The sequence below is a fragment of the Terriglobia bacterium genome (assembly GCA_020072565.1).
Taxonomy (GTDB): domain Bacteria; phylum Acidobacteriota; class UBA6911; order UBA6911; family UBA6911; genus JAFNAG01.
On record JAIQGI010000011.1, the window covers coordinates 60,500 to 86,175 of the forward strand.

Annotated in this window: 18 protein-coding genes; 15 read left to right on the forward strand and 3 right to left on the reverse strand. The window is 60.2% G+C overall.

Annotation, left to right across the window (positions count from 1 at the left end):
- Window positions 1-7: 7 nt before the first annotated feature.
- From LAP85_08735 to LAP85_08800, 14 genes are all read left to right on the forward strand, one after another.
- The gene (locus LAP85_08735) at window positions 8-709 is read left to right on the forward strand and encodes an NADH-quinone oxidoreductase subunit B (protein MBZ5496476.1); all 702 of its coding nucleotides are present in this window, start codon (window positions 8-10) and stop codon (window positions 707-709) included.
- A gap of 226 nt (window positions 710-935) precedes the next feature.
- Complete coding sequence (nuoC, locus tag LAP85_08740) at window positions 936-2,675, forward strand: NADH-quinone oxidoreductase subunit C/D (protein MBZ5496477.1); 1,740 nt, start codon at window positions 936-938, stop codon at window positions 2,673-2,675.
- Window positions 2,676-2,689: 14 nt separating this feature from the next.
- Window positions 2,690-3,154, forward strand: coding sequence for an NADH-quinone oxidoreductase subunit NuoE (gene nuoE / locus LAP85_08745; GenBank protein ID MBZ5496478.1), 465 nt, complete (start codon window positions 2,690-2,692; stop codon window positions 3,152-3,154).
- Window positions 3,154-4,470 carry an NADH-quinone oxidoreductase subunit NuoF gene (gene nuoF / locus LAP85_08750; protein ID MBZ5496479.1) on the forward strand — a complete coding sequence of 439 codons (1,317 nt, stop codon included), beginning with the start codon at window positions 3,154-3,156 and terminating at the stop codon, window positions 4,468-4,470. Before nuoE ends, nuoF begins: the two co-directional genes overlap by 1 nt.
- Before the next feature lie 39 nt (window positions 4,471-4,509).
- Window positions 4,510-7,224 (forward strand): NADH-quinone oxidoreductase subunit NuoG, encoded by a 2,715-nt coding sequence (nuoG, locus tag LAP85_08755; GenBank protein MBZ5496480.1) that lies wholly within the window; start codon window positions 4,510-4,512, stop codon window positions 7,222-7,224.
- A gap of 131 nt (window positions 7,225-7,355) precedes the next feature.
- The gene (gene nuoH / locus LAP85_08760; GenBank protein ID MBZ5496481.1) at window positions 7,356-8,312 is read left to right on the forward strand and encodes an NADH-quinone oxidoreductase subunit NuoH; all 957 of its coding nucleotides are present in this window, start codon (window positions 7,356-7,358) and stop codon (window positions 8,310-8,312) included.
- A gap of 10 nt (window positions 8,313-8,322) precedes the next feature.
- Entirely contained in the window at window positions 8,323-8,838 is a 516-nt protein-coding gene (gene nuoI / locus LAP85_08765; protein MBZ5496482.1) for an NADH-quinone oxidoreductase subunit NuoI, read from the forward strand.
- Window positions 8,839-8,998: 160 nt separating this feature from the next.
- On the forward strand, window positions 8,999-9,511 hold the full coding sequence (gene nuoJ / locus LAP85_08770) for an NADH-quinone oxidoreductase subunit J (protein ID MBZ5496483.1): 513 nt from the start codon (window positions 8,999-9,001) through the stop codon (window positions 9,509-9,511).
- A 9-nt stretch (window positions 9,512-9,520) separates the two neighbouring features.
- The gene (gene nuoK / locus LAP85_08775) at window positions 9,521-9,829 is read left to right on the forward strand and encodes an NADH-quinone oxidoreductase subunit NuoK (GenBank protein MBZ5496484.1); all 309 of its coding nucleotides are present in this window, start codon (window positions 9,521-9,523) and stop codon (window positions 9,827-9,829) included.
- Window positions 9,830-9,899: 70 nt separating this feature from the next.
- Window positions 9,900-11,336: an NADH-quinone oxidoreductase subunit N gene (locus tag LAP85_08780; protein MBZ5496485.1), complete on the forward strand. Its 1,437-nt coding sequence runs from the start codon at window positions 9,900-9,902 to the stop codon at window positions 11,334-11,336.
- An 84-nt stretch (window positions 11,337-11,420) separates the two neighbouring features.
- The gene (locus tag LAP85_08785; protein ID MBZ5496486.1) at window positions 11,421-13,574 is read left to right on the forward strand and encodes a S46 family peptidase; all 2,154 of its coding nucleotides are present in this window, start codon (window positions 11,421-11,423) and stop codon (window positions 13,572-13,574) included.
- A gap of 40 nt (window positions 13,575-13,614) precedes the next feature.
- Window positions 13,615-15,864 (forward strand): UvrD-helicase domain-containing protein, encoded by a 2,250-nt coding sequence (locus tag LAP85_08790; GenBank protein MBZ5496487.1) that lies wholly within the window; start codon window positions 13,615-13,617, stop codon window positions 15,862-15,864.
- Window positions 15,865-16,055: 191 nt separating this feature from the next.
- The gene (locus LAP85_08795) at window positions 16,056-18,752 is read left to right on the forward strand and encodes a GNAT family N-acetyltransferase (GenBank protein MBZ5496488.1); all 2,697 of its coding nucleotides are present in this window, start codon (window positions 16,056-16,058) and stop codon (window positions 18,750-18,752) included.
- Between the two features lie 140 nt (window positions 18,753-18,892).
- Window positions 18,893-20,425 carry an amino acid permease gene (locus tag LAP85_08800; protein ID MBZ5496489.1) on the forward strand — a complete coding sequence of 511 codons (1,533 nt, stop codon included), beginning with the start codon at window positions 18,893-18,895 and terminating at the stop codon, window positions 20,423-20,425.
- A 125-nt stretch (window positions 20,426-20,550) separates the two neighbouring features.
- On the opposite strand, the gene LAP85_08805 is transcribed toward LAP85_08800, so the two are convergent.
- Window positions 20,551-21,405, reverse strand: coding sequence for a deoxyribonuclease IV (locus tag LAP85_08805; protein ID MBZ5496490.1), 855 nt, complete (start codon window positions 21,403-21,405; stop codon window positions 20,551-20,553).
- Window positions 21,406-21,462: 57 nt separating this feature from the next.
- Between LAP85_08805 and LAP85_08810 the strand changes: the two genes are divergently transcribed.
- The gene (locus tag LAP85_08810; protein MBZ5496491.1) at window positions 21,463-23,499 is read left to right on the forward strand and encodes a SpoIIE family protein phosphatase; all 2,037 of its coding nucleotides are present in this window, start codon (window positions 21,463-21,465) and stop codon (window positions 23,497-23,499) included.
- Window positions 23,500-23,650: 151 nt separating this feature from the next.
- On the opposite strand, the gene LAP85_08815 is transcribed toward LAP85_08810, so the two are convergent.
- Entirely contained in the window at window positions 23,651-24,919 is a 1,269-nt protein-coding gene (locus tag LAP85_08815; GenBank protein ID MBZ5496492.1) for a glucose-1-phosphate adenylyltransferase, read from the reverse strand.
- A 143-nt stretch (window positions 24,920-25,062) separates the two neighbouring features.
- Window positions 25,063-25,644 (reverse strand): imidazoleglycerol-phosphate dehydratase, encoded by a 582-nt coding sequence (gene hisB, locus LAP85_08820; protein ID MBZ5496493.1) that lies wholly within the window; start codon window positions 25,642-25,644, stop codon window positions 25,063-25,065.
- Window positions 25,645-25,676: the final 32 nt, after the last annotated feature.

Genomic DNA, 25,676 nt, shown 5'->3' on the forward strand with positions numbered 1-25,676 from the left:
TGGCTCTATGCGTTGGTGGTTGAGCAAAGCACCAGGCGCGGCGCGGTCATCGCCCATTCCGACGCCCTGGTCATCCTCGGCCCGTGATGTGTCATCCCGCTCGCCGATCCCCGAAGTCGGGGATGGGTCCTTTCAGGAAGTGGCGAAACGCAGCGTCTTGCTGTCGCGCCTGGAAGATCTGATTGCCTGGGGACGCAAGAACTCGATCTGGCCCTTCAACTTCGGACTTTCCTGTTGCTATGTGGAAATGGCGACCAGCATCACGAGCAAGTATGACATCGCCCGTTTTGGCGCTGAGGTGATCAGAGGCTCTCCACGCGAGGCCGATCTGATGGTGATCGCCGGCACGCCGTTCATCAAGATGGCTCCGATCATCCGCAGGCTCTACGATCAGATGATGGAACCGCGTTGGGTGATCTCAATGGGTTCCTGCGCAAATTCCGGAGGCATGTACGACATTTACAGCGTGGTGCAGGGGGTTGACAAGTTCATGCCCGTAGACGTCTATGTGCCGGGTTGCCCGCCGCGTCCCGATGCGTTCCTGGAGGGACTGCTGCTCCTGCAGAAAGCGGTGGGAACCGAGCGGCGGCCGCTCAGCTGGGTGCTGGGCGAGGGGATTGCCCGGCGGGGCGACACCCCCTCACAGCGAGATCTCAAGCGCGCCGAACGGCAACAAGCTGGCCTGCTGCGCCCACCCGACGAAATATGACGAAAGCAGATACGATAGGGGTTTCTAATTTTAGATTTTGGATTGCGGATTTTGGATTTCAAGACTCCTAACTAGGGATTCCTCCGAAATCCAAGATCTAAAATCCAAAATCATACGAACAGGGTTTTTTAATTTTAGATTTTGGATTGCGGATTTTGGATTTCAAGATCCCTAACTAGGAATTCCTCCGAAATCCAAAATCTAAAATCCAAAATCCAAAATCAAAATGATGGACGTCCGGCAGGAAGTGATGGACAGGTTCAATGGGTCGGTGGTCGCGTTTCAGGCAACGCGCGATCAGATTCCGACTCTATGGATTTCCAGGGAGCGCGCGGCGGCGGCATTGCGTTACCTCAAGGAGGAGGCGAACCAGCCTTATCGGATGCTCTATGACTTGACGGCCATCGACGAACGTGTCCGCGAGCATCGGCAGGGTCAGCCTCCGAGCGATTTCAGTGTGGTTTACCATTTGCTCTCCTTCGAACGCAATCAGGATGTGCGCATCAAAGTTCCGCTCCTGGGTGAGACCCCGTCACTACCGTCCATTACCGATCTCTGGCCCGCAGCCAACTGGTACGAGCGCGAAGTATGGGACATGTTCGGTATCTGCTTCGAAGGACATCCGCATCTGCGCCGCCTCTTGATGCCGCCCACTTGGGAGGGGCACCCGTTGCGCAAGGATCATCCTGCGCGTGGGACGGAGATGGGTCCGTTTCAGCTTCCCGATGAAAAACAGGAAAGGGAGCAGGAAGCTTTGCTTTTCAGCCCCGAGGATTGGGGGTTGAAGCGCCACAGCGAGGAAACCGATTTCATGTTTCTCAATGTGGGGCCGCAGCATCCGGGGACTCACGGCGTGTTCCGCATCGTCCTCCAGCTCGACGGCGAGGAAATCCTGGATGCGGTGCCCGAGATCGGATTCCACCACCGGGCCGCAGAGAAAATGGGCGAGCGCCAGTCGTGGCACACCTACATCCCCTACACGGATCGTGTCGACTACCTCGGCGGCGTGATGAACAACCTCGCCTATGTGCTGGCGGTGGAAACGCTGGCGGGAATTGAGGTGCCCGATCGCGCCAAAGTAATCCGGGTCATGATGGCAGAGTTGTTCCGGCTGTCCAGCCATCTCGTCTGGTACGGCACATTCGCGCAGGACGTAGGCGCGCTCTCGCCCGTCTTCTATATGTTCACTGATCGCGAGCGGATCCTTGAGATCGTCGAAGCCATATGCGGAGCCCGCATGCATCCCAACTGGTTCCGCATCGGCGGCGTGGCGCAGGATCTGCCGAGGGGTTGGGATCAAATGGTGCGGAACTTTCTCGACTACCTGCCGAAGCGGCTCGCGGAATATGACAGCCTCGTCATGAAAAACCGGATTTTCAAGGCCCGCACACAGGGGATCGGCAGCTACAACACGGCCGAGGCGATCGAATGGGGTGTAACCGGGCCGGGGCTGCGCGCGACCGGCTTTGAGTGGGACTTCCGCAAAAAACGGCCTTACTCCGGATACGACCGGTTTGAATTCGACATCCCCATTGCCCAGCACGGCGATTGTTACGACCGCGGACTCGTACGTGTGGAGGAGATGCGGCAAAGCCTGCGCATCATCCGCCAGTGCCTCGAGAACATGCCACCCGGCCAGTACAAGTCCGATCATCCGCTGGCAACGCCGCCGCTCAAAGAGAACACCATGCATGACATCGAGACCCTGATCACCCATTTTCTGGGAGTGAGCTGGGGTCCGGTGATTCCCCCGGGCGAAGCGTTTTTCGGCATTGAAGCAACCAAAGGCAACAACGGCTATTTCCTCGTAAGCGATGGAAACACCGTTTCGTATCGCACGCGCATCCGCGCGCCATCGTTTCCCCATGTGCAGATGGTACCGCTGCTCAGCCGTGGCCGCCTGGTTCCCGACCTGGTGGCCATTCTCGGCAGCATCGACTTCGTGCTGGCTGATGTAGATCGTTGAGAAGAGGAAGAACCTTGTTGAGTGAGAAAGAGGTCCGGGAAATCGAAACGGCTCTCGAACATTACGAGCAGAAGCAGGCCGCCTGCCTCGATGCGCTGAAGATCGTTCAGCGGCACCGGGGATGGGTCTCGGATGAAAGCCTCACGGAGATCGCCGGGCTGCTCGAGATGTCACCGGATGAGCTTGACGGCGTCGCGACGTTTTACAACCTCATCTTTCGCAAGCCCGTCGGGAAACATGTGGTCCTCGTCTGCGACAGCGTCAGCTGCTGGATCATGGGGTATGACAGCATCCGGGCCCATCTGACGGCGCGCCTGGGCGTCGGGCTCGGGCAGACCACCGCCGACGGCAGGTTTACCCTGCTGCCGATTGTCTGTCTGGGTGCCTGTGATCACGCGCCCGCGATGATGATCGATGATGTGCTTTATCACGACCTCGATCCGGACAAGATCGACCGGATCCTCGAGAGCTACCAATGATGGAGAGACCGCTGACCGCCAACATCCGGCCGGGCGAAGAGCCGCTCAATCTGAGGGATTACGAGCGCGTCGGAGGATACCAGGCCGTACATAAGGCACTTGCGAAGATGACGCCGGCCGAGGTGACGGATGTCGTCAAGCAATCGGGCCTCAAGGGCCGGGGCGGGGCGGGATTTCCCACCGGGCTGAAATGGACCTTCGTCCCGATGGGCAGGGATGCGCCCGCGCGCAAATATCTGGTGCTCAATGCGGACGAGATGGAACCCGGTACGTTCAAGGACCGCTTCCTGTTGGAGGGCAATCCGCATCAGATTATCGAGGGCATGATCATTGCAGCGTTCGCGATCCAGGCCGATGTCGGCTACATCTTCCTGCGTCGTGAGTACGCGGTCGCGGAGATCCGCCTGCGCCGGGCCATGGCGGAAGCTTACGCGGCCGGACATCTGGGAAAAGACATCCTGAGGAGTGGTTTCACCTTCGAACTGCGTCTTCACACCAGCGCCGGCCGCTATATGTGCGGCGAGGAAACGGGCCTGCTCAACTCACTGGAAGGGAAACGTGCCAACCCGAGGGCCAAGCCCCCATTCCCACAGACAAGCGGCCTGTGGGGAAAACCCACGGTCGTGAACAACGTCGAGACCATCTGCAACGTCCCCCATATCGTGAACAAAGGCGCGGAGTGGTTTCGGAGCCTGAGCCGCACCGAGGACAGCGGAACCAAGCTTTACGGGGTGAGCGGCAAGGTCAACCGCCCGGGCTTGTGGGAACTGCCCATGGGAACGCCCATGCGCGAAATCCTCGAAGAGCATGCCGGCGGTATGCGCCCGGGCCTCAAATTCCGGGGAGCGCTGCCGGGCGGCGCATCGACTGACTTCCTCGTCGAGCGGCACCTCGACGTCCAACTCGACTTCAGTGCCGTGCAGGCGGCCGGCAGCAGGCTGGGGACCGGGACGATCATCGTGCTCGACGACAAGACCTGCCCTGTCGGCATGGTGTGGAACCTGGAGCATTTCTTCGCTCAGGAATCCTGCGGGTGGTGCACGCCGTGCTGGGGCGGCCTGCAGTTCGTGGAGCATATTCTCCTGGCGCTCGAGAACGGCGCGGGTCGTGCCGGCGATCTGGAGATCCTGCAGTCTCACACCCGGCTGCTGGCGCCGGGCAACACCTACTGCGCACTCGCGCCGGGTGCCATGGAGCCGTTACAGAGCGCGCTCAAATATTTCCGGGAGGACTTCGAACGGCATCTGCACGAGCGGCGCTGCCCGTGGAGGCAGCAGGAGAATCGAACCGCGATACCCTCCAAGGCCACAAAGTAACTCGTTTGAGGTCTGCGCGGTTCACAATGGAGGCAATCAGTGGCGACGATTTACGTGGATGGAAAGGCCTACGAAGTCGATCCCGGCCGGAACCTGCTTCATGCCTGTCTGGAGTTAGGACTGGACCTCCCCTACTTCTGCTGGCACCCGGAGTTGGGGTCGGTAGGCGCCTGCCGCCAGTGCGCCGTCAAACAGTACAGGGATGAGCATGACACCAAAGGCAAGATCATCATGGCCTGCATGACTCCCGCCGCGGATGGCACACGGATTTCCATCGAGGATCCCGAGGCGCGCGAGTTCCGCGCCTCCATCATCGAGTGGCTGATGCTGAGCCATCCCCATGACTGTCCTATATGCGACGAAGGCGGCGAGTGCCACTTGCAGGACATGACCGTCATGACCGGGCATGACTACCGGCGCTATCGCGGATTGAAGCGTACTTTCCAGAATCAGTACCTCGGCCCCTTCGTGAACCATGAAATGAACCGTTGCATCCAGTGTTATCGCTGTGTGCGCTTCTACAACGACTACGCGGGCGGGCGCGACTTCGGCGCCCACATGCTGCGCAATCAGGTATATTTCGGCCGCCAAACAGACGGCGTGCTCGAGAGTGAATTCAGCGGCAACCTGGTGGAGGTGTGCCCCACGGGTGTTTTCACCGACAAATCGCTCAAGAGGCACTATACGCGGAAGTGGGACCTCCAGACCGCGCCCTCGATCTGCGTTCACTGCGCCATTGGCTGCAACACCCTCCCCGGCGAGCGCTATGGGACGCTGCGCCGGATCCGCAACCGCTACCACGGCGAGGTCAACCGCTATTTTCTGTGTGACCGCGGCCGCTATGGCTACGAGTTCGTCAACAGTGAGCGCCGCATCCGCAGGCCGATGCTGCGGCGGGCGGCCGGAACTGCGGCCGAGCCTGCAACCAGAGAAGAGGCGCTCGCACACCTGGCGGGTATCCTGGCGGAGAGCCAGGGCGTGATCGGTATCGGATCGCCGCGAGCCTCCCTCGAAGCCAACTTCGCGTTGCGCACTCTGGTCGGGGCGGAGAACTTCTGCCTGGGCACCTCCGACGAGGAATCAGAATTGATCTCTGCAGCGGTGGAGATCCTGCGGCAGGGACCTGCGCGCTCCCCTTCTCTGCACGACGCGATGCGGGCCGATGCCGTCCTGGTCCTGGGGGAGGATCTGACCAATACCGCACCCATGCTCGCGCTCGCGCTGCGCCAATCGGTGCGCCAACAGCCGATGGAGACTGCGCGCAAGCAAAAGATCCCCGACTGGCAGGACACCGCCGTGCGTGAAGCGCTCCAGCATCAGAGGGGTCCCCTCTTCATCGCCACACCAGCAGCCACCCGGCTGGATGAGATCGCCCGAGGCGTGCTGCGTGCCGCGCCCGACGACATCGCTCGCCTCGGCTTCGCGGTTGCATCGGTGTTGAACCCTGCTTGTCCGGAGGTCCCCGGTCTGCCGGGCGACACGCGCGCGCTGGCCGCGCAGATTGCCGCCGATTTGGCGGCAGCGCGCCGTCCTCTGATCGTGGCTGGGACCAGCCTGGGCAGCAAACCAATCTTGCAGGCGGCCGCCAATGCCGCATGGGCGCTCACGACCGCCTCCCGCACGGCCGAGCTCAGCCTCGTTGTCGCTGAGTGCAATACCGTCGGGATCGGCTTGATGGGTGGAGCAGGGATCAGCCGGGCTCTCGCATCACTGCGGCAAAAAACAGCGGATACGCTTCTGATCCTCGAGAATGATCTTTACCGGCGCGGCGATGCGACGACGGTCGATGCACTGTTTGCCGGTGCCAGGCACGTGGCTGTGATTGATTCGCTGGCCAACGACACGACCGCCCGCGCGGAAGTAGTGCTGCCGGCGGCGACGTTCGCCGAAAGCACCGGCACTCTGGTCAACAATGAAGGAAGAGCGCAGCGCGCCTATCAGGTTTTCACTGCAGGCGGCGAGGTGGCGGAGAGCTGGCGCTGGCTTCAGGACATCATGGTCGCGACGCACAGGGCCCAGGAAGCCGCCTGGAAAAATCTGGACGACGTCACCGAGGCACTGGCCCGGGCTTTGCCGGTTTTCAGCAGGGTTCCGGACATGGCACCTGCCGCTGAGTTTCGCATGACCGGCCAGAAGATCCCCCGCGAACCCCACCGGTACAGCGGTCGGACCGCCATGCTGGCACATATCGAAGTCAGTGAGCCCAAGCCTCCCAGTGATTCGGAAACTCCGTTTTCATTCTCGATGGAGGGCTATCCGGGACATCCCCCCGCGGCCCTCATCCATGAGTTCTGGGCCCCCGGGTGGAATTCCATTCAGGCGGTCAACAAGTTCCAGAAGGAGATCGGCGGCCCGCTGCACGGCGGCGATCCGGGACGCCGACTGATCGAGCCCCCTTCCGGTGCGAGTCTCGTTTTTTTTGCAGACGTCCCACCGCCTTTCCAGCTCCGGCACGGCGAATATCTGGCCGTGCCGTTGTTTCATATCTTCGGCTCCGAAGAGCTGAGCATGTTGTCGCCCGGGATTGCGGAGTTGGCGCCTGAACCATGTCTGGCGCTCAATCCCGCAGACGCGCGGGTACTTGCAGTAGATGATGGAGCCAACGTGCTGGTCGAATTCAAAGCCAGCCGGCATCGGCTGCCGGTTCGGCTGACTGCCTCGCTGCCGGCCGGTGTCGTGGGCATCGCGAGCGGCCTGCCGGCATGGCGCGGACCGCGTGCACCCGAATGGGTACGGCTTGCCGCGCTTCGCTAGGCAATGCTTATGGAAACAGACAGGATGCGAGACAAATTCATATCATGCGATCTCAGCAGACTCTGCGTTGAGATTTTTCGGATGCGGCGATGCCGCATCCGGTGTTTTGTGGTTTGTGCCGGGATGTACAGATGACCGAGATTCTTCGCCCAATCCTGACAATCCTAGGCGTCCTGATCGTCATCCTGACCGTTGCGGCAGGGCTGATCTGGCTCGAGCGCAGGCTGCTGGGGATCTGGCAAGACCGCTGGGGGCCTAACCGGGTGGGACCGTTCGGCCTGAACCAGGTGGTGGCAGATGCCATCAAGCTCTTTTTCAAGGAGGACTGGATTCCGCCTTTCGCGGACAAGCCCGTCTTTGTTCTGGCGCCCGCCATCATCATGGTAACGGTGCTGATGACCTTCGCCGTGATCCCCTTTGGGCCGCAGATCTCGGTCGTCAACCTCAACATCGGCCTCCTTTTCTTTCTGGCGATGTCATCGTTGGGGGTTTACAGCGTGGTCCTGGCCGGCTGGGCCTCCAACAACAAATATGCCTTGATCGGCGGCCTGCGCAGCGTAGCTCAAATGCTGAGTTACGAGGTCTTCATGGGGCTGTCGCTGATGGGCGTAGTTCTGCTCGCCGGATCCTTCAACCTCAACGACATCGTCGCAGCCCAGAAGCATCTGTGGTTCTGCATCCCGCAGTTTCTTGGCCTGATCATTTTCCTGGTCGCGGGCTTCGCGGAAACGCACCGGCTGCCGTTCGACCTGCCCGAGGCCGAGGCGGAACTGGTGGCTGGGTATCATACAGAGTATTCAGGCATGAAGTTCGGCATGTTCTTCGTCGGCGAATATCTCGCCGTCACGCTGATCTCGGCAATGATTGTCACCTTGTTTTTCGGCGGCTGGCTCGGCCCAGTACTGCCGCCACCCCTCTGGTTTTTCATAAAGACGTTCGCCTTCATCTGTGGATTCATACTCGCTCGGGCCGCCCTTCCACGCCCGCGCTATGACCAGCTGATGGCCTTCGGCTGGAGGGTGCTGTTACCGCTGTCGCTGTTAAACCTGCTGGCCACCGGCGCAATCGCTCTGGCGATCGCACCTTGAGAGAGAAACCGTGTTCAGTTTGATCAGAACGATTTGGGCTGTGCTCACGCACACATTTCGCAGGCGGGAGACGATTGAATATCCCGAGAAGAAGGCGTATCTCGCTCCCCGATGGCGCGGCCGGATCATTCTTTCTCGTGACCCGGACGGCCAGGAGCGCTGCGTGGGCTGCTACCTGTGCGCCGTTGTCTGTCCGGTGGAGTGCATCGCCCTGCAGGCGGCCGAGGACGAACATGGACGACGCTATCCGGAGTTTTTCCGCATCAACTTCTCGAGGTGCATCTTTTGCGGCTATTGCGAAGATGCGTGCCCGACCTACGCCATTCAGTTGACGCCGGACTTCGAGATGAGTGAGTACCGGCGTCAAAACCTGGTATATGAAAAAGAAGACCTGCTGATCAACGGAACCGGCAAGTATCCGGGATACAACTTCTACCGGATCGCAGGAATGGCAGTCGGGGGCAAGAGCAAAGGCGAGGCGGAGAATGAAGCTCCACCAACGGATATTCACAGCCTTTTGCCGTAGTGCTGAGTGATGAGTCATGAGTGGAAAGGAAGGGCATATTGATGGAAAGCTCTCAGAACGCTGTGGCAGTAAACGGTCATGTTTCGGCCACTCCTGAATTCGGTTCCCAGCGCTCCGCACTCAGCACTCCACACTCAGCACTAGGGGGCAGAGACGGCAGATGAACATTGTCTTTTACATTGCGGCGGCGGTTGCGGTGCTGGCGACGGCGTTAGCGGTTACCCGTCTGAATGTGGTTCACGGTTTGCTGTATTTGATCGTCTCGTTGCTGGCGGTGGCCGTGGTCTTCTTCACGCTGGGTGCTCCTTTCATCGCCGCTCTGGAAGTGATCATCTATGCCGGCGCCATCATGGTGCTGTTCGTGTTCGTGGTCATGATGCTTAACCTCGGACCGCGGACGATCGAGCAGGAGCACCGTTGGCTGAGCGCCGGCATTTGGACGGGGCCATCGATCCTTGCTGCCGTCCTGCTGGCGGAGCTCTTTTATGTGTTCCTGAGCGATCGGGCTGCGCTGGCACCTTCCGGGCAGACGCAGCCGCAGGCGGTCGGAGCGCTGCTGTTCGGTCCCTATCTGCTGGCCGTGGAGTTGTCGTCGATTCTCTTGATGGCAGGTCTGGTGGGGGCATATCACCTGGGGCGCCGAGACAGGACGGCGGCGCACAGCACTGACTAGGCGGGAGCCGTGGCTTTAATACCAATGCAGCACGGGTTGATCCTGGCCGGAATCCTGTTTGGTCTCGGGCTGATCGGCGTGCTCACGCGCCGCAACATCGTATTCGTGCTGCTTTCGATCGAGGTCATGCTGAATGCCGCCGGGCTGGCCTTCATCGTCGCGGGCGCTCGCTGGGGGCAACCGGACGGACAGGTGATGTTTCTCTTGGTGCTGGCCACAGCGGCGGCCGAAGTGTCCGTCGGGCTCGCGCTGGTGCTGCGTATCCATCGGCAGCTGAAGACACTGGACACGGCCGCCGCCGGCAAGATGAAAGGCTGAACCGAATGACGGATTTCCCCAGGCCTTTTACTGAACATTGGCCGTTCGACAATCCTGATCGAGGTGGGTTGTGACCCGGGCTGATCTGATTGCTCTGGCACCTTTCTTGGTGATTGCCGGGGGTGCCGTCCTGGTGATGTTGGGAATCGCCCTGCGCCGGAGCCATCGCCTCACTTTCGGCCTGACGCTGGCCATCTTTGCCTCAGGGTTGGCCTCCCTGCCGCAGACCGTACCGTTCTCCCCGCGGCAGCTGACCACCCTGTTGGTAATGGATGGCTATGCGCGCTTTTACCTGGGGCTGCTTTTCGCCGCAGGATTCGCCGTGGCCCTGATGTCCTATTCCTATTTGGAACTGCAGGGCGGCGAACGTGAGGAATTCTACCTCCTGCTGCTTCTGGCAACATTGGGTTCTGCCGTGCTCGTTGCCAGCACCCACTTCGCGTCTTTTTTGCTCGGTCTTGAGATTCTCAGTGTCTCCCTTTACGTTCTGATCGGCTACACCTGCACACGAGAGCAGAGCATCGAGGCGGCCGTCAAGTACCTCATCCTGGCCGCGGTTTCCGCCGCTTTTCTGTTTTTCGGCATGGCGTTGATCTATGCCGACCTCGGGACTATGGAATTGTCGCGCGTCAACTCCCTGCTGGCTGCCCGGCCCGGGGGGCCGGGAGCACTGCTGCTGGCCGGCCTCGCCCTCGCCACCGTCGGCATCGGCTTCAAGCTGGCAGTGGTCCCCTTTCACATGTGGACTCCCGACGTGTACGAAGGAGCACCGGCGCCGGCAACTGCATTCGTGGCATCGGTATCGAAGGGCGGGGTGTTTGCGCTCCTGCTGCGCTACTTCTCACAGCTGCAGCTGCGCGAGCATGGCGTCTTTTTTGAGATTTTTGCCTCGATCGCGATCGCCTCGATGCTGGCCGGCAATCTGCTGGCTTTGCGGCAGAACAACGTCAAGCGCATTCTGGCCTATTCTTCCATCGCCAACCTGGGCTATCTCCTGGTCGCGTTCCTGGCCAGCGGATCACGGGCATTCACCGCGGTGGCCTACTACCTGACCGCCTATTTCGCGGCTATCCTGTGCGCGTTCGGGGTCATATCAGCCTTATCCGGCCGCGAGGCAGAAATGGATAGCCTTCCCGACTACCAGGGTCTTTTCTGGCGCCGGCCCTGGGTGGCCGGCATGTTCACAACAGCGCTGCTGTCGCTCGCGAGCATCCCGCTGACGGCGGGTTTCATCGGGAAATTTTATGTTCTGACAGCCGGCATCGGTTCCGCGCTATGGCTGCTCGTGCTGGTCCTGGTGGGAACCAGCGGCATCGGGCTTTACTACTATCTCCGCATCGTTGTCATCATGGCCCAGGATCCGGGTCCGGCCGCCTCCACCCCGCCACCGGTGCTGACATTCACGGGCGGCCTGGTGCTCACTGCGCTCACCGTGGCGCTGATCTGGCTTGGCGTCTATCCCGCCCCGATCGTGCGCCTGATCGAAGCCACGGCCGCGAGTCTCTGACCCCCTAACTTCCGACCTTGGATTTCCAGCGCATTTCCGATAGACTCGCGTCGCTTCTCAGCGGTTTTTCTAAAGGAGTCCTCCATGCTCAGACGGATGTTTTTCATTTTGGCCATTCTTCTGTCTCTTCTCCTCCAGCCTACCACGGGTGAAGAGGGAATGTATCCCATCAGCGAATTGACGAAGTTGAACCTCAAGGCGAAAGGCATGAAGATTGACCCGAAAGAGCTTTACAACCCGAAAGGCACGAGTTTGATCGAGGCAATTGTCTCCCTTGGCGGCTGCACCGGCTCGTTCGTCTCGAAGGACGGCCTGATCATCACCAACCACCATTGCGTCTTTAGCACCGTGCAGGCCGCCAGCACCGTGGAAAACGACTATCTCACCAACGGATTCCTCGCCAAAGCGCGACCGGAAGAGATTCGCGCCCGTGGGCTTACCGCGCGGATCACTGAGGAAATGCGCGACGTCACCAAAGAAGTGCTCAGCGCAATCAGTGATTCCTTGGACCCCGTGGAACGATCGAAAGCGATCGACGGCAGGATCGGTGAGCTGACAAAACAGGCTCAGAAAGAGCTTCCTGGAAAAAGCATCGGCATATCGGAAATGCTCGCCGGGAAATCGTATGTGATGTTCATTTCGACGACCCTGCGTGATGTCCGCCTGGCGTACGTTCCGCCCCGTTCCATCGGCGAGTTCGGCGGAGAGGATGACAACTGGGTATGGCCGCGTCACACGGGAGATTTCTCATTCGTCCGAGCTTATGTCGGTCCTGACGGGAAACCGGCCGACTACTCAAAGAACAATGTTCCGTACCATCCCAAACGGTTCCTGAAAGTGAATCCCAACGGCGTAAATGAAGAAGACCTGGTCTTCATTCTCGGCTATCCCGGAAGGACATATCGGCACCAGACGTCCTCCTACATGGCCTACGAGGAAAATCTCCGGATGCCGTTCGTCGCCGATCTGAACGACTGGCAGATCAAATGCATGGAAGAGCTGGGCAAGGCAAGCAGGGCCGTGGCGCTCAAATTCGACGCGCGGGTCAAAGGTCTGGCCAACACGATGAAGAACTATCGCGGCAAGCTTGCCGGCATGAAGCGCCTCCAGTTGGTTGCGGAAAAACGGGAAGAAGAGGTCGCGCTTCAAAAATTCATCGATGCTGACCCGCAACGCAAGGCAATCTACGGAACCGTACTGGATCAAATCGGCAAAATATACGCGGAGATGTCCGACAAGGCACAGTACGAGCTTGTGCTCGACAATCTTCAGTCGACTTCCCTGCTGCTTCGATTGGGCAACACCGTCCACGACGCAAGCAGAGAAATGGCGAAACCGAGCGCAGAGCGTTCGGCCGCCTACCGCGATTCCGCCCTGGCAGAAACCAGGAAGGCATCGAGCGGCAACTTCGCCAACTATTATGAACCGGCGGAGAAGCTTTTCTTCAGGAAGATGATCTCGCTCGCGGCGCAGCTGCCGCAGGGCCAGCGCATCGCCATTGTCGATGATGTCCTGCAAAAAGACTATTCCGAACAGAACATTGGCCGATATGTCGACGCCGCGTTTTCGAAAACCACATTAAGAACCGCCGAGGGGCTCGCGAATGCCTTAGGCAAGACGCCGGAAGAAGCGGCGCAGCTGAACGATCCGTTTGTCAGCCTGGCCAGAGAGCTCGCTCCGCTGCAGCAGAATCTGAGAGATGTCCGCCAGCGCCGCAGCGCAGAACTATCCAAACTCTCGGCTCTGCTTATTGATGTGAAGCAAAGGTACCTGAAGAGGGACTTCATCCCCGATGCGAACGGCACGTTGCGATTCACCTACGGCCACGTCCGAGGATACTCGCCGGCTGACGCAACGTATCTCAAGCCGATTACAACCCTCACGGGCGTGATGGAGAAAACGAAAGACGAGTATCCCTATGCCACGCCCCAGAAAGTGCGCGAGTTGTACCGGGCGAAGGACTATGGCCGTTACAAACTGCCCAAAAGCAACGAACTCCCCGTTGCCCTCCTCTATGATACCGACACTACCGGCGGCAATTCCGGAAGTCCACTGATGAATGCGATGGGTGAACTCGTGGGCGTGAACTTCGACCGGGCCTGGGGCGCGACGATCAATGACTATGCCTGGAATGAGGCGTACAGCCGCTCCATTGCGGTCGATATCCGATATGTCCTGTGGGTAACGGAAAAAGTCGGCGGAGCGGATTCACTGTTGAAAGAGATGGGTGTGAAGTAGCGTTTGGGTCGAACCCCAGGATTGTTGTCGGATGGATATTTTGGCCAAGTTGAATGCGCAGCAGCGGCTCGCTGTCGAGCACGGCAGCGGGCCTGCGCTCGTGCTGGCCGGCGCCGGGAGCGGCAAGACCAGGGTCATTGCGCACCGGATCGCCTACCTGATCCAAAATGGGGCGGCACGTCCCGAGAATATCCTGGCCGTCACCTTCACCAACAAGGCCGCGCAGGAAATGCGCGAGCGCGTCCACGCACTGCTGGGCCCGTCACGGACCGCGGAACCTCTCATTACGACTTTTCACTCTTTGTGCGTGCGGGTGCTTCGACGTGAGATCCAGCGCCTCGGCTACAAGCGCGATTTTTCGATCTACGACACGGATGATCAGAGGCGCCTGATGAAGCAGATCCTGGAGAATGAGCGCCGGACGGAGAAGGATCTGGCGCCGCGCGAAATCCTCGGCCGGATCAGCTACGCCAAGAATCACAACATTACGGTTGCCGATTTCGCCGCTCGTTTTCCATCGGAGACCGCCGAAGATCTTCAGCACCTCTACAAGGTCTACGATGAGCGGCTGCGCAAGTCGAATGCCCTGGATTTCGATGACCTGCTCCTGAAAACAACGGAACTCCTGGAGCGCTTTCCGGAGGTGCGCGACAACTACAGCCACTGGTACCGCTACATTCTGGTGGATGAATACCAGGACACGAACCGCACTCAGTATGACCTGTTGCGTCTCCTCACCGCGAGGCACAAGAACGTCTTCGTCGTCGGGGATGAGGATCAGTCGATCTACAAGTTCCGGGGGGCCAACATCCAGAACATCCTGAATTTCGAAAGGGATTTCCCCGGAGCTACGACCATCAAACTGGAGCAGAACTATCGCTCCACGCAGACCATCCTCGATGTCGCAGGCGCTGTGGTATCGAACAATACGGAGCGCAAAGGAAAGGTGCTGTGGACTGAAAATGCGCGCGGCGACGTAGCCACCTGCCACCGCAGCCCCTCTGCCCGCGCGGAAGCAGAATGGGTTGCATTCCGGATCCAGGACATGCTGCAGGACAATCCCGATTGTCACATCGCAATTCTGTATCGCACGAACGCGCTGTCCCGGAATTTTGAGGATGTCCTGATTCAGCGCGGAATCGCTTATGTGGTGGTAGGGAGTGTGGGCTTCTTCAACAGGATGGAAGTCAAGGACATGCTGGCCTACCTGCGTGTAATCTACAATCCGGAGGATGACGTCGCTCTCCTGCGCATCATCAACACGCCGCCCCGCGGCATCGGCAGTACCACCGTCGAGCAGCTGACCACGACTGCGGTCGACAAGGGGGTGCCGGTCTCGCAGGTCGTGCGTGAACTTGTGAAAGACCCGCAGCGGGCCGGGCGGGCGCACCGGGCGCTCGCCCGTTTCCAGGAGCTGCTTGATGCCTGGATTTCGAATGCAGAGCAGACCCCGGCAGGAAAGCTGCTGGAAGAAATCGTCAATCAGATCGGCTATCTGAATATGCTCGAAGAGCGCGAGACCCCGCAAGAAGCCGAGAGCCGGATCGCGAACGTCGAGGAATTGGTGCGCGCCGCCTATGAATCGGAAGAGCGGGGCGAGACGATCTTCGAGTTCCTGGATCGCGCTTCCCTCTCCTCCGAGCTCGACCAATTCGATCCGAATGCGCGCGTGGCGCTTCTTACCGTTCACAGCGCGAAGGGGCTGGAGTTCGACGTGGTTTTGCTGGCGGGAATGGAAGAGGGCCTGTTCCCGCACTTCCAGTCGCGGGATTCAAAGGAGGACCTGGAGGAGGAACGGCGCCTCTGCTATGTGGGAATGACGCGCGCACGCGGCAAGCTGTATCTGACCTGGACTCCGTATCGCCGGAGCTTCGGCCCCGAGGCGGGCATGCCGTCCCTGCCGTCCCGCTTTCTGAAGGAGATTCCCGAAGCGTTGGTTGAAGGCTTTGACACTCAGGCGGGATATGTCTTTGAGGAGAGCGGCGATTATCAGGATGAGGAAGAAGAAGAGGACGATGCCACTGAAGAGCGAGCCGGGGTGGACGCTGGCAGTCAGCCGCGCTCCCTGGCAGAACTGCGCGCTTACGTGGAGAAACAGAATTCCGGAAAATCCGGCGGCGGGGCCGGCCCGGTTTTGAAACCGGGGATGCGGGTGCGCCACGCGCAATTCGGAGACGGAATCATCCTGAGCCGCCAGCGCACCGGAAATGACGTCAAACTGACGATCACCTTCGGCCGTGTCGGCAGAAAAACTCTGATAGAGAGGTACGCCAAACTTCGACCTTTGTGAGAGATTCCGTGGTGGGCACAATTGCAGCCTGGCACGCGACGTCATAAAGAGGTAAGAAATTGATGACGAAGTGCTTAAAGCGGGCGAGCTCCGTTGCGCCCGCATTCTCGAGAGCGTCGGGCTGTCTGCGCCGTAAACGGAAAGAAGGCGGCAGCAAGCTGCCATACTCCATGGCCTAGGGGACAATGGATATGGTTACTGATTTGCGCGATTACCTGGTGGAGGCCATCTTACGCGACGGCAGATCGATTTATCTCCGCGCCCTGCGCACCGACGACCAGCATTGCCTGCTCGAGCTTTTCAGCCAGTTGAGCCCGAGGTCGGTCTACTTCCGCTTTTTCCGTTTTAAGAAGTGGCTGACCGAGGGCGAGTTGGCACAGTTCACCAACCTGGACTTCGTCAAGGAGGCGGCCCTGATCGCCGCCTTCCGTGATGGAGACAGGGAACGCATCATCGGTGTCGGCCGGTATGTTGCGCTGGAAGAGAACGACGGGCCGAGACGGGCCGAGGTCGCGTTTGCGGTGGCCGACGCATTTCAAGGGAAGGGGGTGGGAACCCTGCTCCTCGAACACCTCGCCGTGATCGCGCGCCGCAACGGCATAGCGGAGTTCGGGGCCGACGTCCTCGAAGAGAACAGCCGGATGATCGAGGTCATCACTTCCATCGGCTTCCGCGTGGAACGGTGCCAGGGGTCGGGCGTGGTTCATTTCTCCTTCCCCACCGATTTGACCGATGAATTCATGGCGGCGCAAATAAAGAGGGAACAGCTGGCGACGGCCGAGAGCGTCCGTGCCTTCCTGAACCCACGAGCGATCGCGATTGTTGGCGCTTCGCGCAAGCATGGCACCATTGGTGCGGCATTGGTGGCCAGTCTGAAGCGTTGCGGTTTCAAAGGTTTGCTTTACCCGGTCAATCCGGGAGCCCCGGAAATCGACGGCATTCCGGCCTATCCGGCTGTGACCGCCATTCAGGCGCCGATAGACATGGCCCTCATCGCTGTTCCCGCCGCCGCCGTGGAGGAAGCGATCAAGGATTGCGCTCGCGCCGGCGTCCGCAGCGTGGTCGTGATATCCGCGGGCTTCGGTGAGGTCTCGGCCGAGGGGCGGCAAACGGAAAAACGCCTGAGACAACTGGCGCGGTCGTCGGGCATGCGTATGGTCGGCCCCAATTGCATGGGCGTGATCAACACGGCGCCGGATGTCTCCATGAACGCTAATTTCGCCCCCGTCTGGCCGCCGGCCGGCACGATCGGCTTGCTGTCGCAGAGCGGCGCCCTCGGCTATGGCATTCTCGATCTCACCCCGGATCTGAACATAGGCATCTCGACCTTCGTGTCCGTCGGCAACAAGGCCGATGTGTCGGTCAATGACCTGCTCTCCTACTGGGCCGAGGACCCTCACACCAAGGTCATCATGCTGTATCTGGAGAGTTTCGACCACCCGGGCAAGTTCGCGCGCATGGCGCCGGAGATCGCGCGCCACAAACCGATTGTCGCCGTCAAGTCCGGACGCTCGACTGCCGGGACGCGTGCCGCTTTGAGTCACTCCGCCGCGCTGGCCAGTTCAGATGTGGCCGTGGACGCCTTGTTTCTGCAATCGGGCATCATCCGCGCCCAAACGGTGGAACAGCTCCTGGACATAACCAGGTTCCTATCGAGCCAGCCGCTCCCGCCCGGCCGGCGGGTAGGTGCCATCACCAATGCAGGCGGGCCGGGCATCCTGCTTGCCGACGCCTGCGAGGCGCACGGGCTGATCCTGCCCGAATACGCGCCTGCCACCAAAGAGGCGCTGCGCACCTTCCTGCCCATGCAGGCGGGACTGGCCAATCCCATCGACATGATCGCGTCCGCGACGCCGGAACAATACGCGCGCGCGATCGACATCGCGGCCGCAGACCCCGGTATCGACTCATTGATTCTGATTTATCTGCCGCCGCGGCTGCACCCGCCGGAGGACATGATCGAGGCGATCAAAGAAGCGGTCGAGCGCGTGCCGCCTGAAAAGCCGGTGCTAGGGGTTTTCATGTCTGCGCGCGGACTGCCCCCCGTCGTGTGCGATGGGCCGCGGGGACGGATTCCTCTGTACGGCTTCCCGGAAAATGCGGCGGTCGCCCTTTCTGCGGCCTACCGGCATGCGTCCTGGCGCCAACGTCCGAAAGGTTCGACATTGGCCCTTGATGCGCATGCGAAGCACGAGATCCGCGCCGTGGTTGACCGTGTTCTTGCCTCCGCCCGCGGTCCCGTCTGGCTCGAGCCCGCGGATCTGGCGCGCATATTGCGGGCTGCGGGCATCGACTTCGCCGTCGCCGAGGCGGCCGGCCTGGGAGAGGCGCCGGCGGTGGCCGACCGTCTGGGATATCCGCTGGTCGCGAAAGTACAGGCAGAGAGTGTGATCCACAAGAGCGATGTCGGCGGCGTGCTCCTGGGCTTGAAGTCGCGCGCAGAGGTGGCAGCGGCGGTCACTGCGCTGAAGGAGCGCATGAAGGCGATCGGCGTGGAACTGAAGCGTGTGCTGCTGCAGCGCGAGATCCGAGGGGGGGTGGAGGCGCTCGTGGGAGTCACGGTAGATCCTAACTTCGGACCCATGCTGGTGTGCGGGCTCGGGGGCGTGCTGGTGGAAGTGATCAAGGACGTTAGTTTCCGACTGCCTCCAGTAAGCGATATTGACGCCGCCGACATGATCGGAAAGCTGCGCACGGGAACGCTTCTTGACGGTTATCGCGGCGCCCCCCCCGGCGATCGGGAAGCCTTGATCCGGGTGCTGCAAAAGGTGTCGGCCCTGATCGGCATCATTCCTGAATTGCAGGATCTGGACCTAAATCCCATCAAGGTGCTGGAACCTGGAACCGGAGCGATTGTGGTGGATGGGCGCATGAGAATCGGCGCATGAGCCTGCGAGATCTCTTGGCTGCGCAGGATCGTCGGCGCCTCGGTTCGGCGCGCCCTTCATCGCTGCGCCCGAAGGCGGCAACAAGCCGCCGCACTTCCAGGAGATGATCTCGAAGGGAATGCATAGAAGGAGCGTACACAATGTCTTTGTTCCGCAGAAAGCCGCTGGACCAGTTGCTCGACGAGCGAGGTGACGAGGCACACGGCCTCAAGAAAACCCTGACGGCCATCGACCTGATGGCGCTCGGCATCGGGGGCATCATCGGGGCGGGGATCTTCGCGACCCTGGGATCCGCAACCTCCGGAGGCAACGGTTTGCCGCCGGCCGGACCCGGCGTCAGCGTTTCGATCCTGCTCACGGCGGTCGCGTGCGGCTTCTGCGCACTCTGCTACGCTGAATTTGCCAGCCTGGTCCCGATTGCGGGCTCGGCGTACACTTACAGTTACGCCACTTTGGGCGAACTGGTGGCATGGATCATCGGCTGGGACCTGATCCTCGAGTACGCGGTGGGAAACATCGCCGTGGCGATCTCATGGGCGGCCTACTTCCGCCAGTTGATGCTTGGTTTCGGCATCGAGATCCCCGCATGGATGGCAGCCGATTACAGGTCTGTCGCGGCAGCCGCAAAGGCTGCGGCCGCCGGGGGCGCAAACTCTCTCAGCCCGGAAGCAAGCATCGCCTATCAGGCGCACTTGTCTCACCCGGTGGTGTTCGGGCTGCCGATTATCTTCAATCTTCTCGCCGTCGTCATTGTCGGGCTGATCACCTGGCTTCTCGTCATCGGCATCAAGGAGTCGGCACGCTTCAACAACGTGATCGTGGTCCTGAAGGTGATCACGCTGTTGTTTTTCATCGGCGTAGGCGCAGCCTTCGTGAAGCCGGCCAACTGGCATCCGTTCTTCCCGGGAGGAATCCACGGAGTCTGGACCGGCGCTTCTCTGATCTTCTTCGCCTATATCGGTTTTGACGCCGTCTCCACAGCAGCCGAGGAGTGCAAAAACCCGGGCCGCGACATGCCCAGGGGCATCATCGGTTCGCTCGTGATCTGCACGATCCTCTACATAGCCGCCGGCGTGGTGCTGACCGGCATGATCCCCTACTTCAAACTCACCGGGGCAGCCGACCCGCTGGCAGCGGCACTGCACTTCGTTCAGCAGGATTGGGCCGCAGGACTGCTCGCCTTCGGCGCGGTGATCGCGATGACGGCAGTGCTGCTGGTTTTTCAGTTGGGTCAACCACGCATCCTGATGAGCATGTCACGTGACGGGCTCCTGGGCCCATGGTTTCGAAAGATCCATCCCCGCTACCGGACACCGCATGTGACGACGATCCTCACCGGCATCTTCGTCGCCTTTTTCTCCGCAATCGCCAACATCGACGAAATCGTGCAACTCACCAACATCGGCACCCTGTTCGCTTTCGTTCTGGTCTGCATCGGGATTCTGATTCTGCGCAGGCGGGAGCCGGACCGCCCGCGCAAGTTCAGGGTTCCGTTCGTACCTGCGGTTCCCCTGCTTGGCATCGCGATGTGTGTGTTTCTGATGTCGGGTCTGCCACTGATGACCTGGATCCGCTTCGTGTTATGGCTGGCCACCGGGCTGGTGATCTACTTCCTGTACGGCGTCCGCAAGAGCCGTCTCGCGCAGAATTCGGCCCCCGGAACGAAGAAATGAGCACCGATGGCTCATGTATTTCCCATACCATCCGTCCCGGAGGGCGCCATTCAGTACGGCAATCAGCACCATCGGGAGCCATGCAAAAACATATTTTATGATCATCGCTCCCATCCCTTACCATTTCAGGCAACCAGACCCCGTAGGGTACGCAGGTTCATCAAATCGAGTTTCAGGTCATCTCCCTTGGGAGTTTCCAGGATCTTGGGAACGGCCGCAAAGCGGCGGTCGTTGACCAGGCAGCGAAAAGCTTCCAGGCCGATGCAGCCTTGCCCTATGTGGGTGTGACGGTCGACCCGACAGCCCAGGGGTTTCCTGCAGTCATTCATGTGGAAGGCGCGGATCTTCCTGCAGCCGATCAGCCGGTCGAAGAGGCGCAGGGTCCTGCGATAGCCCGCTTCGATGCTGATATCGTAGCCCGCCGCGAACAGGTGGCAGGTGTCAAGGCAAAAGCCTATGCGGTCGGCGTCCCGCACACCTTCGAGTATTGCAGCCAATTGCTCGAAGCTGTGGCCGATGGAGCTTCCCTGCCCTGCGGTGTTTTCCAGCAGAATCGACACCGGCGGAGGGACTTGATCAAGCGCGTGGTTGAGCGCGGCGGCGATCGCGGCAATCCCCGCAACCTCGCCCGAACTCCTGTGCGCGCCCGGGTGGAGGATCACGGCAGATACGCCCAGAAAGTTGGCGCGCTTCAGCTCCTCAACAAACGCAGCCTGTGATTTCCGGTACAACGCGCGATCCGGCGTTGCCAGGTTGATCAGGTAGCTGCTGTGGGCCAGCACCGGCGCGATTCCGCTCTTTTCTTGCGCTTCCGCGTACAGTCTTCTATCCTCGTCCGTGAGTCGCTTTGCCTTCCACTGATTGCTGTTCTTCAGAAAGATCTGGAGGGTGCGGCATCCGGCCCGCAGGCCGCGCTCGAATGCAAGATGGATGCCGCCGGCAATCGACATGTGGGCCCCGACGAGAGGTTCGTATGTCATAGAATTTCCCCGGCGTATGATATCATTGGTTTCACAATTCCTGGGGCCGTGCCCGCTATGCCCGACAACCATCGCATACTTCTTCTGGGAATGACGGAACAAGCTCTCGCGCTGAGCCATTTCAGCGAGGCCGGTTCTCATGTAGCCGCGGCACCCGCACTCAGTCAGATGATCGAGAGCTTGGATGACTCAGAGTTGGACGTGATCTATCTCCAGCCGGCGGAAGATGCGCGGGCAATGGAGGAACTTCAGCAGGTTTTGAACCGACGGCCCGATCTGGCCGTCGTTCTGGTCTGCGCCCAGCCCTCGCAGCGCCTGACGCTCGAAGCCTGGCGCACCGGCGCGTCCGATGTCCTTTTCACACCGCTGACGCCTGCATCCCTGGACGAAAGCCTGCGGCGGGCAACGCTGCGCACGCGCCACCGGCGAAGTGATAGAGAGGAGGAGACTCAGGCCCGATTCCGCTACCTCGACGAGACCGGAAAGGAACGCTCGATTGCGATCTCGCCGCCCAAGTTTACAATCGGACGCGGCTCAAACAACAACCTGGTCCTTTCCTCAATGAATGTCTCCCGTGACAAGGTTGAGGTCGAGGTGCGCAACGGAGAGTATGTTCTGCGCGATTTGGGCAGCAAGCACGGCACGTTCGTGAACGGGGTCAGGATCGAAGAGGTGGTCCTCAACCATGGAGATCGCATCCGGGTGGGCGGCCTGCAGGGGGAAGCCCTCACGTTTCAGAAAGGGGATCTCCTCCAGTCTCTGCTCGCCGGCAGCGGATCCAAGGCGGATTCCGGATTGACGGTGCGCGGCTTTCGTGAAATGGCCATGCTGCTGTCGACTTTTCGTGCCCTCAGTTCGATCCCACTTCTGGATGACCTGTTGAACCTCGTAGTGGATACAGCCATCGAGTTGACCGGCGCGGAACGAGGCTTCATCATGCTCAAGGAGGCGGACGGCAAGCTGAGTTTCCGATGCGCCCGGAATGCCTATAAACAGTCGCTGGACGGAGCCTCGTTCCAGACCAGCCGGCGCGTCCCGGATGAGGTTTTTCAGACGGGCCGGCGGATCGTGATCAATGACCTCGAACTCGGCAATGAATCCGAGAGCCATACCTCCACCCGGAGGCTGGGCGTGCGCAGCATCTCGTGCGTGCCCCTGCGCTACCTCCCGTTTCACGAATCCGTGGGGCTTTCGGGGGTCGGAAGCATGGAGACCATCGGGGTGCTGTATGTGGACAGCGCCAACATCGGCAGCGGCCTGTCTCTCTCCCAGATCGACGCGTTCGACACACTGGCCTCGGAAGCCGCCATGGCCATTTACAACGCCCGGCTCTACAAGGAATCCCGGGAGAAACAGAAACTGGAGGAGGATCTCGCCATCGCACGCGAAATCCAGCAGGCTCTGCTGCCCCCGCCGGACAAGACGCTGCCCTATGTCACCGCCTGCAGTCTGAACCTGCCCTGTCGCGAGGTAGGAGGGGACTATTTCGATTACTTCGACCTGGAGGGAGGACGGCTCGGTTTTGCTCTGGGCGACGTTGCCGGGAAGGGAATGCCTGCCGCGCTTCTTGCCGCCATGCTCCAGGGGATTTTCTGCGCCCAGACACTGCTCAATCTCCCTCTCCCCAGCATGATCGCCAACGTCAATTGCAGCCTGGCAAAGCGGGGCACCGGAAACAGATTTGTGACCTTCTTTTTCGGCATCCTTGACCCCGAGGGGAACTGCACCTACACCAATGCCGGCCACAATCCGCCGTTCCTGGTTCGCACGGATGGGTCCCTGCACGAACTGACGGAGGGGGGAATGGTTCTCGGGCTCTTTCCTCAAGTTCAATTCGAGACCAACACCATCAGCCTGCGGCCGGGAGATCACGTCGTTCTCTTCACCGACGGAGTGCTGGAGGCTCTCAATACTGCGGGCGAAGAGTTCGGAGAAGTGAGAATGCGCGATCTCCTGCGGGAGCACTCGCGTGCAAGCACTTCCACGATACTCCGTTGCCTGCAGGAACAGCTTGCTTCGTTTTCCGCCAACACCCCTCAGCACGACGATATCACCATGATGATCCTGGGATACCGCGAGACGCCTGCGGGATGATTTCGGATTCTGGATCGCGGATTTTGGATTTCAGACCGGGATGGGAGCCCATCATCAGTATGGCAAGAAACCGGAATCCAAAATTCAGGATCAGAGGCCAACAAAGAGGAAGTCCATCCGGCGGCCCTGAATCCGCAACCCGCATCCGACCTCAAATCACTGTAGTACTGCTGATGATGGAGCCTTTGGGCACGACGATGATGCCATCACGAATGTGGTAGCGGTCTTCGTCCTTCTCCTGCAGGTTGTGCGCGTTGATTATGGAAACATTGTCGCCTATGCGCACATCCTTGTCGATGATGGCGTTGATGATGGTGCAGTTGCTTCCGATCGCGATATTGGGGATTCCCCGCTCCGCATTGGCCGCCAGCTCTTCACTCGTCTCGTAACTGTCGGCGCCCATGATGATCGAGTTCTTGATCGTGGTTCCGGTTCCGATCCGGCTTCGGACGCCCACGATGGAGCGCGTGATGTCGGCGCCGTTGAGAATGCAGCCGTCGGCGATGATCGACTGATAAAGCGTGCAACTGTTCAGCTTGGAACTCGGGAGGTTTCGCGGGTGGGTATAGATCGGCGTGCGTTCGGCATAGAAGTTGAATCGGGGCAGGCCTGCGGTGAGTGCCAGGTTGGCCTCATAGAAAGATCGTATCGTTCCGATATCGGTCCAATATCCGCTGAAAACATCGGCGGACACGCTGCATTTCCCTATGGCTTCAGGAATCAGATCCTTGCCGAAGTCAAGCGCGCTGGATCCCGTCAACAGGTCGACCAGGTGTTCCTTCCGAAACAGGTAGATGCCCATGTTGGCCAGATAGTCGCGGCCGTCGTCGGGCTTGTGCCGGTTCGCCATCGCCCAGCGCAGCTCGGGCAGGTGCTCGGGTCCCGGCTTCTCGTAGAATGCGGTCACACGTCCATCATCCCGCACCTTCATGATGCCCAGACTCGAAGTCTCCGCAGCACTGACGGGAATGCCGGCAACAGTGATGTCGGCTCGCGACTTCTCATGGAATTGAACGAGCCGGCGGAAGTCCATCTGGTAGAGCTGATCGCCTGAAAGAGTCAGGATGTAGCGCACATCGTAGGGTGCGAAATGCTTGATACTCTGCCGGACCGCGTCCGCTGTCCCCTGGAACCAGTTTGGATTATCGGGCGTCTGCTCCGCGGCCAGAATATCGACGAAGCCGCCGCTGAACATGTCGAACTTGTAAGTCTGAACAATATGCCTGTTGAGCGATGCCGAGTTGAACTGGGTCAGCACGAATATGCGATTGATGTCCGAGTTGAGGCAGTTGCTGATCGGGATGTCGATAATCCGGTATTTCCCGCCCAGAGGGACCGCAGGCTTGCTGCGGAACTTTGTCAGAGGATAGAGCCGTTGGCCACGGCCGCCGCCCAGCACCAATGCCAGCACATCCAGCATGATCGCCCCTTTCGCAGAGAGAGTCCGATTATAGCAGGTTCCTGCGCACGCTCACGCCCATACCGCAAGAACCTGACAGGGAGCGTCTTTCATGCCATGCGGCCGCGCAGCCTTCACGATCGGATTCCACCGGTTCTTGAGAGCTATTCCACGCCCACGCGCTGGGAGGAAGATCCCTGAAGCCGGCATGCATCACTCACGGCGCGGGCCGCTGCCTTGAAGAGGGCTTCGTAGGCGGGCAATCCTCCACCGCCATAGAGGAGTTCAATGTGCAGGGTGAAGCGGGCTTGAGCGACGAAGGTCTTCCAGAAGTTCTCAATTTCGCCGGCGTCCACGCCGCCGAGAGACGGGGCCGACGCGCGCACGCGATAGACCAGGCACGGATGACCTGAAAACTCGACTACCGCGCGAGCGAGATGCTCTTCCACGGGCGCGCAGGAATGCCCCGAGCGCAGGAGCCCCCTCTTATCCCCGAGTGCCTTGTCCAGCGCCAGGCCCAGGCAAAAGGCGACTTCTTCGAGCAGATGATGAGGATCGGTTTCGCCCGCCGCTCTGCAGTGGACCTCGAGATCGAAGGCCCCGTGCCTGGCAAACAGAGTCAGCATGTGATCCAGAAAGGGAGACCCGGTCTGCACGGCAGCCGAGCCTTTGCCGTCGAGGTCGAGTACTGCCTTCACCTCCGCAAGCTCCGTAGTGCGTATGATGCTGGCCTTGCGTTCGCTCATTTTGTCCTTTTCATTTGGCTGCGCCGGGGCTG

Coding starts and splice junctions, on each gene's coding strand:
- nuoH (MBZ5496481.1), top strand. CDS start 7,356: ATGACCGAGATTCTTCGCCCAATCCTGACAATCCTAGGCGTCCTGATC.
- LAP85_08785 (MBZ5496486.1), top strand. CDS start 11,421: ATGCTCAGACGGATGTTTTTCATTTTGGCCATTCTTCTGTCTCTTCTC.
- LAP85_08810 (MBZ5496491.1), top strand. CDS start 21,463: ATGCCCGACAACCATCGCATACTTCTTCTGGGAATGACGGAACAAGCT.
- LAP85_08815 (MBZ5496492.1), bottom strand. CDS start 24,919: ATGCTGGATGTGCTGGCATTGGTGCTGGGCGGCGGCCGTGGCCAACGG.
- nuoC (MBZ5496477.1), top strand. CDS start 936: ATGATGGACGTCCGGCAGGAAGTGATGGACAGGTTCAATGGGTCGGTG.
- nuoF (MBZ5496479.1), top strand. CDS start 3,154: ATGGAGAGACCGCTGACCGCCAACATCCGGCCGGGCGAAGAGCCGCTC.
- hisB (MBZ5496493.1), bottom strand. CDS start 25,644: ATGAGCGAACGCAAGGCCAGCATCATACGCACTACGGAGCTTGCGGAG.
- LAP85_08735 (MBZ5496476.1), top strand. CDS start 8: ATGCGTTGGTGGTTGAGCAAAGCACCAGGCGCGGCGCGGTCATCGCCC.
- nuoJ (MBZ5496483.1), top strand. CDS start 8,999: ATGAACATTGTCTTTTACATTGCGGCGGCGGTTGCGGTGCTGGCGACG.
- LAP85_08800 (MBZ5496489.1), top strand. CDS start 18,893: ATGTCTTTGTTCCGCAGAAAGCCGCTGGACCAGTTGCTCGACGAGCGA.
- LAP85_08805 (MBZ5496490.1), bottom strand. CDS start 21,405: ATGACATACGAACCTCTCGTCGGGGCCCACATGTCGATTGCCGGCGGC.
- LAP85_08795 (MBZ5496488.1), top strand. CDS start 16,056: ATGGTTACTGATTTGCGCGATTACCTGGTGGAGGCCATCTTACGCGAC.